Here is a 17,099-nt window from a genome sequence, read left to right on the forward strand (position 1 = left end):
GGGTGTGCGCCCCCGGGAAGGGGTGGGGCATGAGCGACACGGCTCGGAACAGCGGTTCCTGGGACATCAGCGACACGGATGGCGGCGTGCTGGCGGCACGCTGGTGGCAATGGGCGCTGTCGGCGCCCGACGACGTCAGCCCGGTCGCCGACAGGACCGGTCGACACGCGGCCTGGCAGCAGCCGGAGGACCTGTGGTTCCTGGCCGGCACCTACGGTGGCCGCGTGGTGCGGACGTGTGACGTGCCTTCCGAGCGCCCCGTCTTCTTTCCCGTGCTCAACACCCAACACACCAAGCACCACTCGCGGAAGCCGCTGACCATGGACGTGGCGGAGGCGAAGGCCTTCCTCAACGGGGTGCCGCTGCCGTTGAGGGAATTCACCGCGCCGCTGTTCCGGGTGGGCCTGCGGATGCATCTCGCGTGGGGGATATGGGCGGGCATCGCCCCCCTGACGCCGGGACAGTACGTCCTGGAGATCAAGGGCAGCACGACCGGCGGCTTCTGGGTCGACACGACGTACCACCTCACCGCCGTACGCGGATAGCGTCAACGGTCCAGTTGCTTGTGGCGGGCTCTGGCGGACGGAGTTACACCGCCGAGGAGACCAGGCACGGGACGGCCACGTACCAGGGGAACGGACCGGGTCGGTCCAGCTCTTTGAAGAGCGTTCCGATGCCCTCCGTACGCCTCGCTCCTTCGCCGTCGGCGCGCCCCCGGAGAGTCAGTCGACCGGCCAGGTGTGTGCCGGAGCGTTCAGATGCATGTACTCGATGTACTGCAGGGTCATCCGCCGCAGTGCCTGGTGCCGGTCCGCGTGGTCGATGTCGTGGATGTGGTGGAACATCTCGGACTGCCACACCGCGCCGTTACGGCCGCTGACGCACCTCTGCTCGATCACCCCGAGCAGGGGCTCCCGCCGGGCCGCCTCCATGCCCATCCGCTCGAGCCCGCGGTCCGCCAGCGGCAGCAGGCGCCTCAGCACCAGCTCGGTCACCGGAACCTCGCCCATCCCGGGCCAGTACACGTGCGCGTCGATGCCGTGGCGAGCAGCGGCATGGAGGTTGTCCTCGGCGGCCGAGAAGGACATCCGTGACCAGACGGGCCGGTCCTCGTCGACCAGGGCCCGGGTCAGCCCGTAGTAGAAGGCACCGTTCGCCAGCACGTCGGCCACTGTGGGCCCCGCGGGCAGTACCCGGTTCTCCACCCGCAGATGCGGTACGCCGTCGACCACGGCATAGACGGGGCGGTTCCAGCGGTAGACCGTCCCGTTGTGCAGGGTGAGCTCGGACAGTCCGGGGATCCCGCCGTCGGCGAGCGTCTCCTCCGGGTCCTCGTCGTCGCACAGAGGCAGCAGTGCCGGGAAGTAGCGGGCGTTCTCCTCGAACAGGTCGAAGACGGAGTTGATCCATCGCTCGCCGAACCAGACCCGCGGCCGTACTCCCTGCACCTTGAGCTCGTCCGGCCGGGTGTCGGTGGCCTGCTCGAAGAGCGGAATGCGCGTCTCGCGCCACAGCTCCTTGGAGAACAGGAACGGCGAGTTCGCCGCCAGGGCCACCTGCACCCCCGCCACGGCCTGCGCGGCGTTCCAGTAGTCCGCGAACTCGTCCGGCGAGACCTGGAGGTGGAACTGGGTGCTGGTGCACGCCGCCTCCGGCGTGATCGTCTCCGCATGGGTCCGCAGCTTCTCCACCCCGTCCACCGAGATCAGCAGGTCCTCACCTCGTGCGGCGAAGATCTGCTCGTTCAGCAGGTGGTAGCGCGGATCCCCGGACAGCGACTCGGGGCCGGCGTCCTTCAGTTCCAGCGTCGGCAGAATGCCGATCATGACCAGATGCGCGCCGATCGCCGCGGCCCTCTCCTCGGCGTGGTTGAGCGCCTCGCGGATCTCCTGTTCCCAGGAGTCGGGACCGTCCGCGACCAGCCGCCGCGGCTCGATGTTGATCTCCAGATTGAAGCGGCCCAGCTCGGTCGACCAGGTGGGATCCGCGATCGCCTCCAGGACTTCCGTACTGCGCATGGCGGGCTCGGCGGCGGTGTCCACGAGGTTCAGTTCGAGCTCCAGACCGACCTGCGGCCGCTCGAAGTCGAACCGCGACTCACGCAGCATCGTCGCGAACACGTCGAGGCACGAGTGCACCTTGTTCCGGAACCGGCGACGGTCTTCACGGGTGAACTCCAGCGCCGGGACATCACGTCCCATCGGTCCCTCCCGAGTCTCGTCGGCACGGACCCCCACCTTCAGCGTCCCACTCCGCGGGCCGCCCAACCACCGAAGCCGCCGACGGCGGGCGCCGGGCGGTGCCGAAACCGCACACCTGCGACCCCGTACAACCGTGACCTGCGGGTTTCCACAGTGTGGCCACACGGTCGGACCGCTCGGGCGTAGGCTTCGCTCAGCATGGACACGGCGGGGCGGGGGCGGGGCGCATGACGGCTGGAACGGCACAGAACTGGGGATCGACCCTCGATGCGGTCGTGGTGTACGCACAGGGCGCTCTCTGCCGCCGTCTGGCCCGGGGCAGCGTGCCCCCGGGCGGCCGGGTACGGGTGACGGGACTGCCCCGCTCGCTGGACCCCGGCTCACTGCGGGCCCGTGTCCTGGGCGCCCCAGGGGTGCGTGTCACCGAGGCCCGGATCGAGGTCGAGGCCGAACCGCTCGGCCCCGACACACGCACGCACTCCGACGCCGGCACGGGCACCGGCTCGCGCGACGAGTTGCGGCGCGAGGTCGAGCGACTGCGCGACGCGCACGCGGCGGCGCGGGGACGCCGGGACCGGCAGCTGAGCCTCATCGAGGAGGTCCGGGGTCTGCACCCGGTGCCACCGCCCCGCGAGCCCGAGGACCCGCACCGCCGCACCCCGGTCGACGCGTGGCTGGAACTGGCCGATTTCGTCGACGAGCGACTGGCGGTCCTGCACAGCCGCCTCGTCGAGCTGGAGCAGGCACTGCTCCAGCTCGAGCACGAACTCGCCGTCGCCACCGACAGGCTCGCCCGCGCCTCCACCGACGCACCGTCGGCGCATGTGGAGACCACGGTCTCCGCCGTCCTGACCCTCGACGGCACCGGTGTCACGGACGAAGTAGAGGTGGAGGTGGAGTACGGCGTGCCGGGTGCCGTCTGGGTGCCTGCGTACCGTCTCACCCATCGTCAGGGCGACGGCACCGGCCGTCTGGTGCTGCGCGCCTCGGTCGCCCAGCGCACCGGCGAGGACTGGACCGGGGTACGCATCGCCCTGGCCACCGCCGACCTTCGGCGCCGCACCGACCTGCCGAAGCTCCGCTCGATCCGGATCGGACGCCGTCAGCCCGCCCCCGCGCCTTCCGGCTGGCGCGAGCCTCCTGCGGGCCTCGCCGACCTGTTCGCCGGGTACGAGGCGGCCGGCCCCCGCCCCGTCACCACTGCCGCACCGGCGGCTTCCCGGACCGGCTCCGCGCCCGGTCCCGTACCGCCTCCACCGCCACCGGCGCCACAGGGCTTCGGTGGGCCGCCCCCGGTGCTCCCGGTGCCGGGCAGCGCGTACGGCTCCTCCTCCGACACCTACGGGGGCGCGATGGCCGACCAGGCCCAGCCGGCTCCCCCGCAGCTTTCCCCCTCCCGGCCGTCGGCCCCCGCCCCGCCGGGCGGCATGCCGCGTTCCCGCGGCTTCGCGGGCGCCCCGGCCCCCATGGCCCCCGCCGCCATGGCCCCGCCGGCTCCTGGCGCCGCCGCGCCGCCGCCCCCTCCGCCTCCGCCGGCCGGTCCTCCGCAGCCGAGCGGTGCCGAACTGGACTACGCCGCTCTCGTCCTGAGCGGCCCCGCCGAGCCGGGCGGCCGCCGAGGGCGGCTGTTCCCCGCATCGCCCCATGACGCCGTGGCGGCGGACCATCGCCGTCGTGCCGAGGCGGTGGCCGCGCTGCCGCTGCCGGGGCACGCCGTTCGGCCCCGGGAGTCGGCGGGCTCCTTCGACCACCGCTTCGATGCCGCCGCCCGCGCCGACGTTCCGTCGGACGGCACCTGGCACACCGTCACGGTCGGGGAGATTCCGGTCGGTCTGCGCACCGAATACCTCTGCGTGCCGTCCGTGGAGCCGACCGTCTACGCGACGCTGGTGCTCTCCAACGCCACCGACCAGGCTCTGCTGGCGGGCCCGGTGGAGGTCACCGTCGACGACGACTTCCTGCTGACCGCCGCGCTGCCCACGCTCGCCCCCGGCGGTGTCCGCCGAGTGGGGCTCGGACCGGCCGAGGGCATCCGGGTGACCCGTCGTACGAACGTGAACGAGTCGACCGCGGGCCTGCGCAACAACGTCACCGTGCTCGACCACCGCCTCCATGTGGAGCTGGCCAACGGTCTCGCGCGGCCCGTCACCGTCGAGGTCCGCGAGAGGGTTCCGGTCGCCTCCGAACCGGACATCCGGATCGAGGAGCGGGCGGACTGGACGACACCCGCCGACGGAGCCGGGACCGAGCACCATGCCCCGGGCACCCGCATCTGGCGGGTGGACCTGCCCGCCGGTGGCACCACCGCCCTCGACGGCGGCTACGAGATCCGTATCCCGGCCGGCAAAGCCCTGGTCGGCGGCAACCGCAGGAGCTGAGACACGCCATGTCCACGGACTCGAAGCCGACCGCCGTGCCCGTCCCCACCACCGTCCCGGTCCCCGTAACCGCCGTCACCTGTCTGGAGGACCGGGCCCACATCGAGCGCTCCGTCGTGCTCGATGTGGACGCCGGCGTCCAGCGGCTGCGTCTCGGGCCGGTCAGCGCGCTGGCCGTCGACCGCACGCTCCACGCCGAGCTGACCGCCGATCACCCCGCGACCGTGCTCGACGTACGGATCGTCCGCAGCTGGACACCCAGGGGGCCGCAGCCGTCCGTCGACGACGACTCCGCCCTGCGCCTCCGCGTGCACGCCCTCGAGGAGGAGCGCTTCGCCCTGATGCAGCGCCGCGACCGGCTGTACACCCGGCTCGATCTGCTCGGCCGCCTCGCCGCCGATCTGCTGCGGGAGATCGGCGAGGGCGCCGGGTCGGGCGAGTCCGAAGGGCCGCGCTGGGCCGCCGAGTTGGACCGGGTGGACGCCGAGCGCGACGCGCACGGCGAGCGACTCCGCACGGTGGAGGCCCGGCTGACCGCGCTCGCCACCGAACTCGGGGCGGCGCAGCGGGCCATGAACGTCTCGGAGGAGGAGCCCGCCGAGCTGGTCGGCCATGTGGAGCTGACGGTGGAGGCCGCGGTCGCGGGGCCGGTCGGGCTGCGTCTGAGTCATCTCGTCCCGTGTGCGCTGTGGCGGCCCGCCTATCGGGCTGTGCTCGAAGGGGACTCGCTGACGCTGGAGACCGACGCGATGGTCTGGCAGCGTACGGGCGAGGACTGGTCGGACGTACGGCTGACGTTGTCGACGGCACGGTCGGCACTGGCCACCGAACCGCCGTCGCTCGGCGAGGACCGGCTGACGCTGAAGGACCGGACGGCGGCCGAGCGCCGCACGGTCGACGTCGAGCTGCGCGAGGAGGAGATCGGGGACCTCGGCCCTGTGCCGGTGCTCGGTCTGCCGGGGGTGGACGACGGTGGCGAGGCACGGGTCCTGAAGTCTCCCGCCGCGGTCTCCGTGCCCTCGGACGGCCGCGCCCACCGGGTGCCGCTCTCCGTCTTCACCGCGCCCACGAGCAGCGAGTACGCCTGCTCGCCCGAGGTGTCTCCGCTTGTCACGCAGGTGGTGCGGTTCGACAACCGGTCCGGCCATGTGCTGCTCGCCGGGCCCGTGGACCTGGTTCGCGGCAGCGGATTCAGCGGCCGCGGCACCCTGGACTTCACCACTCCCGGCGCCCCGGTCGAGCTCGCCTTCGGCAGCCGTGACGACCACCGGGTGGTCCGGGAGTCCGAGGAGTCCCGCGACTCCACCGGGATCACGCAGCGGACGGTCGTCACCCGCACGGTCCGGCTGCACCTGTCCCGGTTCTCCGCCCCGGGAGAGCGAGGCGAGCGGGTGGTGGTCCTCCGGGAGCGGATCCCGGTCTCCGAGGTCTCGGCGGTGGAGGTACGCCTGCGCAAGGAGGCATGCTCCCCGGCTCCTGACGTGGTCGACGCCGAGGGCATCGTCCGCTGGGACGTCCCCCTCCCGCCCGGCGGCCGCCGTACGGTCACCCTGGTCTACGAGTTGGTGGCGAGCGCCAAGGTCGCCGGGATCTGAGCTACGCCCCGCGATCAGCGGGGCGGACCGGGGGCGCAGCTGGGGCACAGCCCCCGGTAGGTGACGTCGACGTCGGACACCGTGAAGCCGAACCGCTCCTCCGCCGGGAGGCCGGCGAGGGGGTCGCCGGTCGGGTGGACGTCGCGTACGGTGCCGCAGCCGGCGCAGACGAGGTGCTGGTGCGGCCGGTGTGCGTTGGGGTCGTACCGCTTCGCACGTCCGAGGGCGGAGACCTCCACGACCTCACCGAGCAGGACCAGTTCGCCCAGGGTGTTGTAGACCGTCGCCCGGGAGATCTCGGGCAGCCGCTCCGTCGCGCGGACGTGCACCTCGTCGGCCGTGAGGTGGACGTGCTCGCCGTCGAGGACCTCCGCGACGACACGCCGCTGCGAGGTCATCCGCCAGCCACGACCGCGCAGCCGCTCCAGCAGGTCGCTCATAGGATTTCACCTTTCTCGGATGTATTCCGGGGGCGGGAGAATCGTCGGCAATTTCGCCAGGTCCCCGGCGGCTTCGGACTTCGACTGCTTGTTACGCGGTGGTGCCCTGCGTGTTCTCTTAGCGGTGCGGTCTGCGGTGCGCGACCATACGGACGCCGAGTCGCAGTGCTCGAAACCAGAAAAGCAGAAGACGACACGAGCGAGCGGTCGGCAGACGGAAACACCGCGACAGGAAGAAGGACGGACGTGTCCGGCAGCGAAAGCGAGAACCCGGCAATCTCCTCCCCGGCCCCGACGGAGACTCGCCCCAGGACGAACCGGGACTGGTGGCCGAATCAGCTGGACCTTCAGGTCCTCCACCAGCACTCGTCCCAGTCCAATCCGATGGATGAGGATTTCGACTACGCGGCGGAGTTCGCGACCCTGGACGTCGATGCGCTGAAGCGGGACGTCATGGAGGTGATGACGACGTCGCAGGACTGGTGGCCTGCCGATTACGGCCACTACGGTCCGCTCTTCATCCGGATGAGCTGGCACGCGGCGGGAACGTACCGCATCGAGGACGGCCGGGGCGGTGGCGGCTCCGGTGCTCAGCGTTTCGCCCCGCTCAACAGCTGGCCGGACAACGCGAGCCTCGACAAGGCCCGCCGTCTGCTCTGGCCGGTCAAGCAGAAGTACGGACGGAAGATCTCCTGGGCCGATCTTCTGGTTTTCGCCGGCAACTGCGCCATGGATTCCATGGGGTTCAAGACGTTCGGGTTCGGATTCGGGCGACCGGACATCTGGGAACCCGAGGAGATCTTCTGGGGACCCGAGGACACCTGGCTGGGAGATGAGCGCTACAGCGGTGACCGGGAACTTTCCGGTCCTTTCGGGGCCGTGCAGATGGGACTGATCTACGTCAATCCGGAGGGGCCGAACGGAAATCCGGATCCGATCGCCGCCGCCCGGGACATTCGCGAGACGTTCGCGCGTATGGCCATGAACGACGAGGAGACGGTCGCGCTCATCGTCGGCGGCCACACGTTCGGCAAGTGCCATGGCGCGGTCGATCCCGAATACATCGGTCCGGAGCCCGAGGCCGCTCCCATCGAGCAACAGGCCATCGGCTGGCACAACTCGTACGGAAGCGGCAAGGGCGTCGACACCCTCACCAGCGGTCTCGAGGGCGCATGGACCACGGAGCCGACGAAGTGGGACAACGGGTACCTGGACAATCTCTTCCGGTACGAGTGGGAGCTGACGACGAGCCCGGCAGGCGCGCACCAGTGGACTCCCACGGATCCCTCGGCCCAGGGCACGGTGCCCGATGCCCATGATCCGTCGAAGCGGCACGCTCCCATGATGCTGACGACGGACCTCTCGCTGAAGCTGGATCCCGTCTACGGTCCGATCTCGAAGAGCTTCCACGAGAACCCGGAGCGGCTCGCGGAGGCGTTCGCCAAGGCGTGGTACAAGCTGCTGCACCGTGACATGGGGCCCCTCTCGCGCTATCTCGGCCCGTGGATTCCCGAGCCGCAGCTGTGGCAGGACCCGGTCCCCGCGGTCGATCACCAGCTGGTCGGGGACGCGGAGATCGCCGATCTCAAGAGGAGGATCCTCGCCTCGGACCTGTCCGTCTCCCAGCTGGCCACCGCCGCTTGGGCGTCGGCGGCGAGCTTCCGTGGCACCGACAAGCGCGGCGGGGCCAACGGGGCACGGATCCGGCTCGCTCCGCAGAAGGACTGGGAGGTCAACGATCTGCCCGAGGTGGCCGAGGTGGTGCGGACCCTCGATCAGATCCGGCAGGCGTTCAACGACTCCCAGACCGGCGGAGTGAAGGTCTCGCTCGCCGACCTGATCGTCCTGGGCGGCTGCGCGGCCGTCGAGCAGGCCGCGAAGAACGCCGGGCACGCCATCACGGTCCCGTTCTCGCCCGGGCGCACGGATGCCTCGCAGGAGCAGACCGACGTGGAGGCGTTCTCCGTGCTCGAACCGAGGGCGGACGCGTTCCGCAACTACCTCCGGGCCGGAGAGAAGCTGCCGCCGGAGACACTCCTGCTGGACCGCGCCAACCTGCTGACGCTGACCGCGCCCGAGATGACGGTTCTGATCGGCGGGATGCGGGCCCTGAACACCGGCTTCAAGCAGTCCCGGCACGGCGTGTTCACCGACCGGCCGGAGACGCTGACGAACGACTTCTTCGTGAACCTGCTCGACATGGACACGGAGTGGAAGGCGTCGACCGCGACGGAGAACGTGTTCGAGGGCCGGAATCGCGCGACGGGGGAGGTCAAGTGGACCGCCACCGCCGTCGATCTCGTCTTCGGTTCGAACTCCCTGCTCCGAGCCGTCGCGGAGGTGTACGCCTCGGACGACGCGGGAGAGAAGCTCGTGCGTGACTTCGTGGCGGCGTGGGACAAGGTGATGAACCTCGATCGGTTCGACCTGTCCTGACTCCGGTGCCCCGGTCGGCCGTTCCGGCGGCCGACCGGGGCCTCAGCCCGGGGCCGGGCGCAGTCGATCCACCCCGGTGAGGGCGCCCTCGGCGCGACGGCCTTCCGGAGTGGACCGAAGGTCCACAACCCCGCTGCCTAGCAAGCCCCTGTCAGGTAAGTTCCTTCTGTGCACGCTGAGTTGATCTCTTGATGCGCAAGTGACAGGGGGAGGCGCGAGCGCCATGGGCGGGAGACTGTACGGTCAGCAGGCTCTGCAGGAGGGGTTCGTCCCGCGGCTGGTGGGGCTGCATCACAAGGACGGGTACCTGGTCCCCTTCGCCTATCCCAAGGGCGCGCCCGTCGTCCGGATCGTCGGCGGACGGGGAAGCGGCAAGACCGCCCTGCTGGGTGCCGTCCATGACGCGTACAACGGCCGGGTACCGCTCGCCCGGGTCGACCTCGGGGCTCCGGGATTCGGCGAGCCCGGAATCGCAGACGGCGACGACGACGTCCCCAACGCTTCACGCATCACGCACCTGCTCTATCTCCTCGCGTACAAACTCGGCCTGGAGGTAAGGCACTTCGGCAGACCGATGGCCTTCCCCCGGCTGTCGCTGGGGCTCCTCGTCGTCACCGCCTGGCGCCCGCTGAACAGCGGCGAGAACGATGTGCGACCGCCCGACCTGCGCAGGGCGGAAGCGGATCTGCGTACGCTCATCACCGCCGAGGACCCCGACGTCCGCCGCCGCAGGGAGAGCCTCGGCCGCTGGTTCGACCTCGTCACGGACAACCTCCCGCTGGTGCTGTCCGCCGTCCCCGGCCTGGACACCATCGCCGGGATCGTCCTCGACGCCGCCCGGGCGCAGCTCGTCAAGAACGAACCGGACAAGGGCGCGCTCGCCTGGTGGGGCAGCCGGCTGCATCGCTCCCAGGGCTACCAGGGCGACTCGCTGCAGCGGCTCTTCCAGTTCGTCCGCGGCTTCCGCAGGCTCGACGACCGCAGACGCACCGCCGAGGAACACCTCGTCGCCGCCCTCCTCGACGACATCGACGCCAACTACGGCACACTGCGACGGCTCAACAAGAAGCCCCGACCGCTCCTGCTCCTCGACAACGCCCACACCGACGTCGGACGAGCCTTCCTCGACCTGCTCGACGCCGGACACGGCGGCGACGCGACGGGGAAGGCCCCGACGCGGCCCGTCGCCCTCGCCACCCTGCTCGGCAGGGGCCACGGGTACCAGCCGCTGGGCGAGGTCGGCGGCGACGCCGTACCGCAGGCACGGCCCCTGGTACTGAGCGTCCCCGACATCGAACCGGCCCACATCGCGGAGATGCTCAGCCTCGTCGACTACCCCGACCATCTGCCCCGCGTCGTCGCCCGCTACAGCGGCGGCCGGGCGGCGAGCGCCCGGATCCTGGCGGACGCGGCCGTGCGCCGTGTCGAGGACGTGGGCACGATACGCGGCGGGGAGCTCCTCGACGAGGCCGCACCGGCGCTCCTCGCCAAGCTGCTGCCCGATCCGGTGATGCGGGAGCGCCTGGTGCTGCTGTCCGCCGCGGCCGACGCGGGCACCCGTCGCGGGCTGTGGACCTTCTCCCATCCCGAGGACCACTCCGAGGAGATGGTCGCCGTCCGCGTCCGCGAGGCCGACGACTACCGGACCCGCTCCTGCCTCGACGGCGACCGCGCCCTCGATCTGCTGCTGCGGCACCGCCTCGCCGCCACCGTCACCCACGAGCGCTGGCGCGACACCCAACTGCGGCTGCGCTCCCTGTGCGACCCGCGCAGTGACACCTATCTGCACCACACGCTCGCCCTGGGCCGGATCGAGGAGGTGGTCAGCGTCCTGCACCACCGGTTCACCGTCTCCCCGCCCGGCGCATGGCTGACCTCGCTCAACCTGATCTGCGCCGCACCCCATCCCCGCGAGGGCTACGAGCCCCCGGCCGGGAGCCCCACCCTGTCGTGCACGGCCTGCGGCAGCGACGCGCCCGGCCCGCACCACGATGCCGTCGCCTCCCTGGTGCCCCTGCTGTGGCGGCTGTCCGACCCGCTCACTCTCGCCCCGCGCGAGGACGAGCTGACCACCGTCCGCATCGCGCTGGAGACGCTGTACGGCAACAAGGCCGCGCACGCCGCCTACCGCGAGGCGTCCGCCGCCTGGCCGGCCCGTCTGCGGGCCGGAGCACAGGCTCCCGACCTGCCCGTTCAGGAAGGTGCCGCGTCATGACGTCGTTCATCTCGAGACTCCCCGGCGGACCCCTCACCAAGGCGGCCGCTCTCGTCCTCACCCTGGCCGTGCTCGGCGCCGCCGTGTGGGCCGGCATCGTCGTCCTCGGACCGGATCCGGCCTGCGGAAAGGGCATCGAGGAACGGGGCCCCGAAGGCTCCCGGGAATGCACGGGCGTCACCGACGGCAGTTTCGTCTTCGCGGACAACCTCAAGGAGGTCAGCGCACGGATCAAGGCGGAGAACGAGCGGATCAAGGGTGAACCGCATGTGTCCGTCGCCGTGATGCTGCCGATGGCCCCGGCGCAGACCTTCGAGCAGCAGAAGACGCTCCATGAGGTGCAGGGCGCCTACCTCGCCCAGTACCGCGCCAACCACGACTCCAACAGCAAGAAGCCCGCGATACGGCTCCTGCTCGCCAACCCCGGTCGCAGCCATACGCATTGGCGGCCCGTCGCCGAACAGCTCGGCACCATGTCGGAGTCCACGACCGACAACCTCCGGGCGGTGATCGGCTTCGACGTCTCCACCGCCACCACCCAGGCCGCCATCGCCTACCTCACCCGGGAGCGCGGCATCCCGGTCGTCGGCGGCCCCATCACCGCCGACGACTCCGGTAACAGCGCCGAACGCCCCGACGCGTACCCGGGCCTCGCGCGGGTCGTGCCCACGACCACCGACCAGGCCAAGGCCCTGTCCCACTTCAACAAGGGCATCGATCCCAGGCACACCCTGGTCGTCGAGGACATCCGCACCGGCGACAACTACGTCGACGCGCTCAAGCGGGCGTTCGCCGAACGGACCCTCGGATCGCCCCGCGCTCCCGAGCAGTTCCGCGCGCCCGAGGAGTTCCACGAGGAAGGCACCACCGCCAACGCCTTCGACCAGATGGTCGACACGATCTGCACCTCGGCGGCCAAGGTCATCTACTTCGCCGGACGACCCGTCCAGCTGCGGCAGTTCGTCAACGAACTGGGCAACCGGGGCTGCACCGAGAAGAAGTACACCGTCATCACCGGCTCCGGCGCCTCCACCCTCTCCTCGGACAAGCTGCTCGACTGGGACGCCTTCCGCAAGGGCGTGACCCTCCAGTACGCCGCCGTCGCCCACCCCGAGGCCTGGACCGACCGCAAGGCGCCCGCCACGGGAGGCTCCGCCGCCGCCTTCCGTACCCTGTCCGAACTCGCCACCAGCAAAGAGGTCGGAAACATCGGCCCGGTGGAACTCACCGACTCGCGGACCATCACGTTCTACGACGCCGGTCTCACCGCGATCACCGCCATCCGGATGCGCGACGACGGCGACCCCGTCATTCCCACGCTCGGCCGCATCAGCGACTCGTGGCTGCGGCTGCACGGCATGGGCAAGGTCGACGGCGCGAGCGGCTGGATCTGCCTGGACAACTACGGCAACCCGTACAACAAGGCGGTCTCCGTGGTGGAACTCGCCCCCGACGCGCCAGGCCGCATCCGCTTCGTCGGCCTCGCCTGGCCGACGGGCCGCCCCACCCCGGCGGACTGCACCGCGAGCCGCACCTGACGCACCTGACGCACCTGACGCACCACGGAACGTCGCGTAGATCTCGCGGATCTCGGTCAAGAACTCGCCGGCGTGCTCGGAGCGATCGGGTTCCCCAACCACCGCGTCCTGGCCGGTACCCGTTCCCCGCGCATCACCAGGGACGCGGGCCCCACCACCGTGCCGGCCGCCAGCGAGGCACCGGGCAACGCGATGGAGTGCGGCCCCAGCGTGGCTCCCACGTCCAGTCGGATCCGGTCCAGCTGCAACACCCGGTCGTGGAAGACGTGCGTCTGCACCACGCAACCGCGGTTGACCGAGGCTCCATCCCCGATACGGACCAGGTCGGTCTCGGGCAGCCAGTGGGTCTCGCACCACACGCCGCGGCCGATCCGGGCGCCGAGCGAGCGCAGCCACAGGTTGAGGAACGGCGTACCGAGCAGCAGCCGGCCGAGCCAGGGCATGGCCAGTTCCTCGACAAAGGTGTCATAGAGCTCGTTCCGCCAGACGAAGGAACTCCACAGTGGGTGGCGGCCTGTCCTGAACCGCCCCACCACAAGCCATTTCGCGGCAGTGGTGGCCAGACAGGCGAGTATGCCCGCGCACAGCAGCACCACTCCCGCCAGGGCCGCGGCCACCAGCAGTCCGTAGCGTACGGCGAGCACCTGGAGTGCTACTGCGGCCAGGCTGCCGATGAAGGCCGTACCCATGATCGGTACAAGCCGGCACGCCTCCACGGCTGCCCGGGCGAGCACCAGTCTCCGCGGCGGGGCCCAGGTCCGTCCAGGATCCCCTTTCTCCCGTACCCGGGGCCATGAGAAGCCCGGCCTGCCCAGCCAGGACGATCCGGGTTCGGCATGCGCGGGGACGTCCGAGAGCACCCCGACCAGGGCGTCTTGGGGAAGCTCCCGGCCCGGTCTCACGATCCCGGAGTTGCCGACGAAAGCACGCCGCCCGACGCGGGAAAAGTCGAGCCGGAGCCAGCCGCCACGCAGCTCGAACGGCGCCACCAGGGTGTTATCGGCAAGGAACGCCTGGTCGCCTACCCGCATCAGTCCCGGCAGCCCCAGCACGGTGGAAACCTCCGCCTGCCGCCCGACCCTGGCCCCGAGCAGTCGCAGCCACAACGGCGTCAGCAGGCCCGCGTAGAAAGGGAAGAGCGAGGTCCGGGCCATACCCATGAGCCGTGAGACCAACCAGGCGCACCAGGTGACCCTGCCACACGTGGGATGGTACCCGGGAGTCAGAACTCGGCCCGCGAGCCGCACCAGCACGACGGTCAGCGTCGCATAGCAGCCCATCGCCAGCAGGACGAGCAGCGGGGTCAGCAGCAGCAGGTCGAGCATGACGGCGCCGAGGCCAGGTTCGTCGCCCACGAGACGGTTCAGGACCAGCAGCGCCGGTAGGGAGGCCGCCAGTGGCAGCAGCCCCAGGGCCGACAAGGCCGCACTGTAGGCCAGTTCCCAGCGCCGCGAGCGTCGCCGGACCGGCTGCGGCCAGTCGTGGCCCGCGCGCGGGGCACCGGATATCCGCCGTGCCGGTGAGCCGTACCACCGCTCATCCGCAGGCACTTCGCCATCCACACAGCTGCCGGGTGCGAGATCCGCTCCGCTGCCCACCTTGGCACCGGGCATCAGCATGCTGCGGGCGCCCACTCGGGCGCCGTCCCCGATCTCGACCCGGCCCAGATGGAGCACATCGCCGTCCAGCCACCAGCCGGCCGCGTCCACCTCGGGCTCCAGAACACATCCGGAGCCGAAACGGGCCATCCCGGTCACCGGCGGCATGGCGTGCAGATCCACGCTCTGCCCCACCGCGCAGCCCAACGCCTTGGCGTAGCGGGCAGCCCAGTGAGTGCCGAGCAGTGAGGCCATACCGAGTACGGTCCCCATTCGTTCAGCCGCCCACAGCCGCAGGTGCACCGAGCCGCCACGGGGGTGCGTACCGGGTCGGAACCCGGCGGTGAGCAATCGGCCGACGGCCGCCCCGATCACGACGCGGCCGGGGGCGCTGAACAGAGCCAGCCAGCCCGCAGCGATCAGCCACCACGAGTTCCGTGGGGCCCAGGGCCGCGGACCGAGGAGATTGTCCAGCACGGCCAGTACGACCAGCAGCCGTATCCCGACCACGGCGCACAGCACGGTCACCACCACGAGCTGCACCGCACCGGTCCAGCGGGGGGTGGGCAGGATCGTGCGCCCGACCTCGCCGCCGGCCTCCAGTTCATCCAGCCGTGCGGCGAGGTCCTGCAGCCGGGGACACTGGTAGACATCGGTGACGGAAACCCCGGGGACGCGTTCGCGCAGTGTCGACACCAGCTGCGCGACGGACAGGCTCGTACCGCCGAGAGCGAAGAACTCGCTCTCCTCCTCGGGGCGGAGTCCGAGCAGGCTCTCCCAGAGGTCGGCCAGCCATCCTGCGGTGCCGGTCGGCCCTGGGTCCGCCCCCGGAGCGGTGCCTGTTGACGTGGCATGCCGCTCAACCAGCGGCCAGGGCAGGGCGTCACGGTCGACCTTGCCGGACGTGCCGGTGGGAAGACCGTCGACGACGGCCAGCAGGGGGACCAGCGGCTGGGGCAGCCGGGCGAGCAGCAGGACCCTGGCGGCAGCGGTGTCGAAGTGCCGGCGGCCGTCCCCCTGCAGGACCAGGTATCCGACCAGGACCTGGCCGCCCGCCCGGGTGGCGCGTATGGCGGCCGCGGCGGCACATACCCCGGGCAGCGACTGGAGCGCGGCATCGATCTCGCCGAGTTCCACACGCCGGCCGGACAGCTTCACCTGCTCGTCCGCCCTCCCCACGTACACCAGTCCCAGAGGGTCGGCGCGAACCAGGTCGCCGCTGCGATAGGCGCGGAGGCTGCACAGAAAAGGGTGCGGCTGGAACTTCTCGGCGTCCTTGGCAGGGTCCAGGTAACGGGCTGTCCCGACCCCGCCGATCACGAGCTCTCCGATCTCGCCCGGGGCCACGGGCTGGTTGTCCGGGCCCACGACGGCCAGTTCGCAGCCCGCCAACGGTGCGCCGATGCGCACGGGCTGACCGGGGACCAGCCGGGCGGCACAGGCCACCACGGTGGTCTCCGTGGGACCGTAGGTGTTCCACAGCTCGCGCTGTGGAGCGGCGAGCCGGTCGACCAGTTCGGCGGGGCACGCCTCTCCGCCCAGGACGAGCAGCCGCACTCTCGTGAGGCACTCAGCCGGCCACAGGGCGGCCAGGGTCGGAACGGTGGAGACGACAGTGACACCGCGCTCCAGCAGCCACGGCCCCAGATCGGCACCGGCTCTGACCAGCGAGCGCGGTGCCGGAACCAGACAGGCGCCGTGGCGCCATGCGAGCCACATCTCCTCGCAGGAGGCATCGAAGGCGACGGACAGCCCGGCCAGCACCCGGTCCCCCGGTCCCAGCGGTCGGTGCCGGAGGAACAACTGTGCCTCCGCGTCCACAAAGGCAGCAGCCGAGCGGTGCGTCACGGCCACGCCCTTGGGGCGGCCCGAGGTACCGGAGGTGAAAATGACCCAGGCGTCGTCGGCCGGGCAAGGCTGACCCGCCTGGCCGCACGGCACGCGGCCGGGGACCGGACGGACCGTCCCGCTTTCGCCGATGACGGCGCAGACCTCCGCGTCGGCCCAGACGACCGCGGCACGCCGGTCCGGGTCCTCGGCGTCCACAGGGACATAGGACGCGCCCGCGCGGAGCACCGTGAGCACGGCGGTGTAGAGGTCCACGGTTCCGGACGGCACCTGGACTCCGACCCGGTCCCCCACGCCGACACCGAGCACAGCGAGGTCACGTGCCAGCAGGCCGGCCCGGTCCCACAGCTCGCGGTAGCTGAGGACCACGCCGTCTGCGTCGAGCGCGGGTGCGTCGGGGTACCCCCGAACGGACGCCTCCAGGATGTCGAGCAGGGTGCGCGGGGGCATGGCCGGCGCGGCGGCCCAGACCGCGCCGAGCCAGTTTCGCTCGCGCTCCGGGGAGCCCTCCTTGCCGTACCCGTTGGCAGGTTGAGATGGCCGCCCGCCCGGGCGGGGCCGCGGATGTTCCCGGTGAGTCCAAGCCGGCTCCTGAGGCGACTCGGTCATCCGGATTCCTTACGGCGGGGGCTCGATGCGCTCCACGAACACACGCGGCGGGCGCGGGGAGGATGCGGGACTCACAGGAGGAAAAGGCCATGGGGCGGCGCTGCACCGAGCGGGACGGCCCCCAGCCGCGCGGGCACTGCGGCGCCACAGCCCCTCTCAGGTCCAACGGCCCCATACGAACACACGCCTTTCGGGGCCGCATCCTGTGCGCGCGGAGGTGGCGGGGCATGTCCCGTCGGGT

9 protein-coding genes are annotated in these 17,099 nt (G+C 71.2%); 6 read left to right on the top strand and 3 right to left on the bottom strand.

Translation table 11 applies throughout. The annotated features are described in order from the left end of the window. Positions 1 to 29: 29 nt before the first annotated feature. A complete protein-coding gene (locus tag ACFC0D_RS01840) occupies positions 30 to 545 on the top strand; it encodes a hypothetical protein (RefSeq protein ID WP_376430485.1) in 516 nt (171 codons plus the stop codon). 177 nt (positions 546 to 722) lie between these two features. Here ACFC0D_RS01840 and ACFC0D_RS01845 read toward each other — a convergent pair whose 3' ends face one another. Continuing rightward, complete coding sequence (locus ACFC0D_RS01845) at positions 723 to 2,201, bottom strand: glutamate--cysteine ligase (protein WP_376430486.1); 1,479 nt, start codon at positions 2,199 to 2,201, stop codon at positions 723 to 725. Between the two features lie 227 nt (positions 2,202 to 2,428). Between ACFC0D_RS01845 and ACFC0D_RS01850 the strand changes: the two genes are divergently transcribed. Continuing rightward, complete coding sequence (locus tag ACFC0D_RS01850; protein WP_376430487.1) at positions 2,429 to 4,579, top strand: DUF4139 domain-containing protein; 2,151 nt, start codon at positions 2,429 to 2,431, stop codon at positions 4,577 to 4,579. 8 nt (positions 4,580 to 4,587) lie between these two features. Continuing rightward, positions 4,588 to 6,174 (top strand): DUF4139 domain-containing protein, encoded by a 1,587-nt coding sequence (locus tag ACFC0D_RS01855; RefSeq protein WP_376430488.1) that lies wholly within the window; start codon positions 4,588 to 4,590, stop codon positions 6,172 to 6,174. Positions 6,175 to 6,188: 14 nt separating this feature from the next. On the opposite strand, the gene ACFC0D_RS01860 is transcribed toward ACFC0D_RS01855, so the two are convergent. After that, a complete protein-coding gene (locus ACFC0D_RS01860; protein ID WP_376430489.1) occupies positions 6,189 to 6,614 on the bottom strand; it encodes a Fur family transcriptional regulator in 426 nt (141 codons plus the stop codon). A gap of 246 nt (positions 6,615 to 6,860) precedes the next feature. Between ACFC0D_RS01860 and katG the strand changes: the two genes are divergently transcribed. The 3 genes from katG (at position 6,861) to ACFC0D_RS01875 (ending at position 12,803) form a co-directional block, all read left to right on the top strand. Beyond that, the gene (katG, locus tag ACFC0D_RS01865) at positions 6,861 to 9,050 is read left to right on the top strand and encodes a catalase/peroxidase HPI (protein ID WP_376430490.1); all 2,190 of its coding nucleotides are present in this window, start codon (positions 6,861 to 6,863) and stop codon (positions 9,048 to 9,050) included. A gap of 223 nt (positions 9,051 to 9,273) precedes the next feature. Continuing rightward, entirely contained in the window at positions 9,274 to 11,265 is a 1,992-nt protein-coding gene (locus ACFC0D_RS01870; protein WP_376430491.1) for a hypothetical protein, read from the top strand. Beyond that, positions 11,262 to 12,803 (top strand): hypothetical protein, encoded by a 1,542-nt coding sequence (locus ACFC0D_RS01875; protein ID WP_376430492.1) that lies wholly within the window; start codon positions 11,262 to 11,264, stop codon positions 12,801 to 12,803. Before ACFC0D_RS01870 ends, ACFC0D_RS01875 begins: the two co-directional genes overlap by 4 nt. 56 nt (positions 12,804 to 12,859) lie before the next feature. Here the strand turns inward: ACFC0D_RS01875 and ACFC0D_RS01880 are convergent, their stop codons facing one another. Next, a complete protein-coding gene (locus tag ACFC0D_RS01880; RefSeq protein WP_376430550.1) occupies positions 12,860 to 16,699 on the bottom strand; it encodes a Pls/PosA family non-ribosomal peptide synthetase in 3,840 nt (1,279 codons plus the stop codon). Positions 16,700 to 17,099: the final 400 nt, after the last annotated feature.

It is taken from the genome of Streptomyces sp. NPDC056222 (assembly GCF_042264065.1).
In the GTDB taxonomy this organism is placed as follows: Bacteria; Actinomycetota; Actinomycetes; order Streptomycetales; family Streptomycetaceae; genus Streptomyces.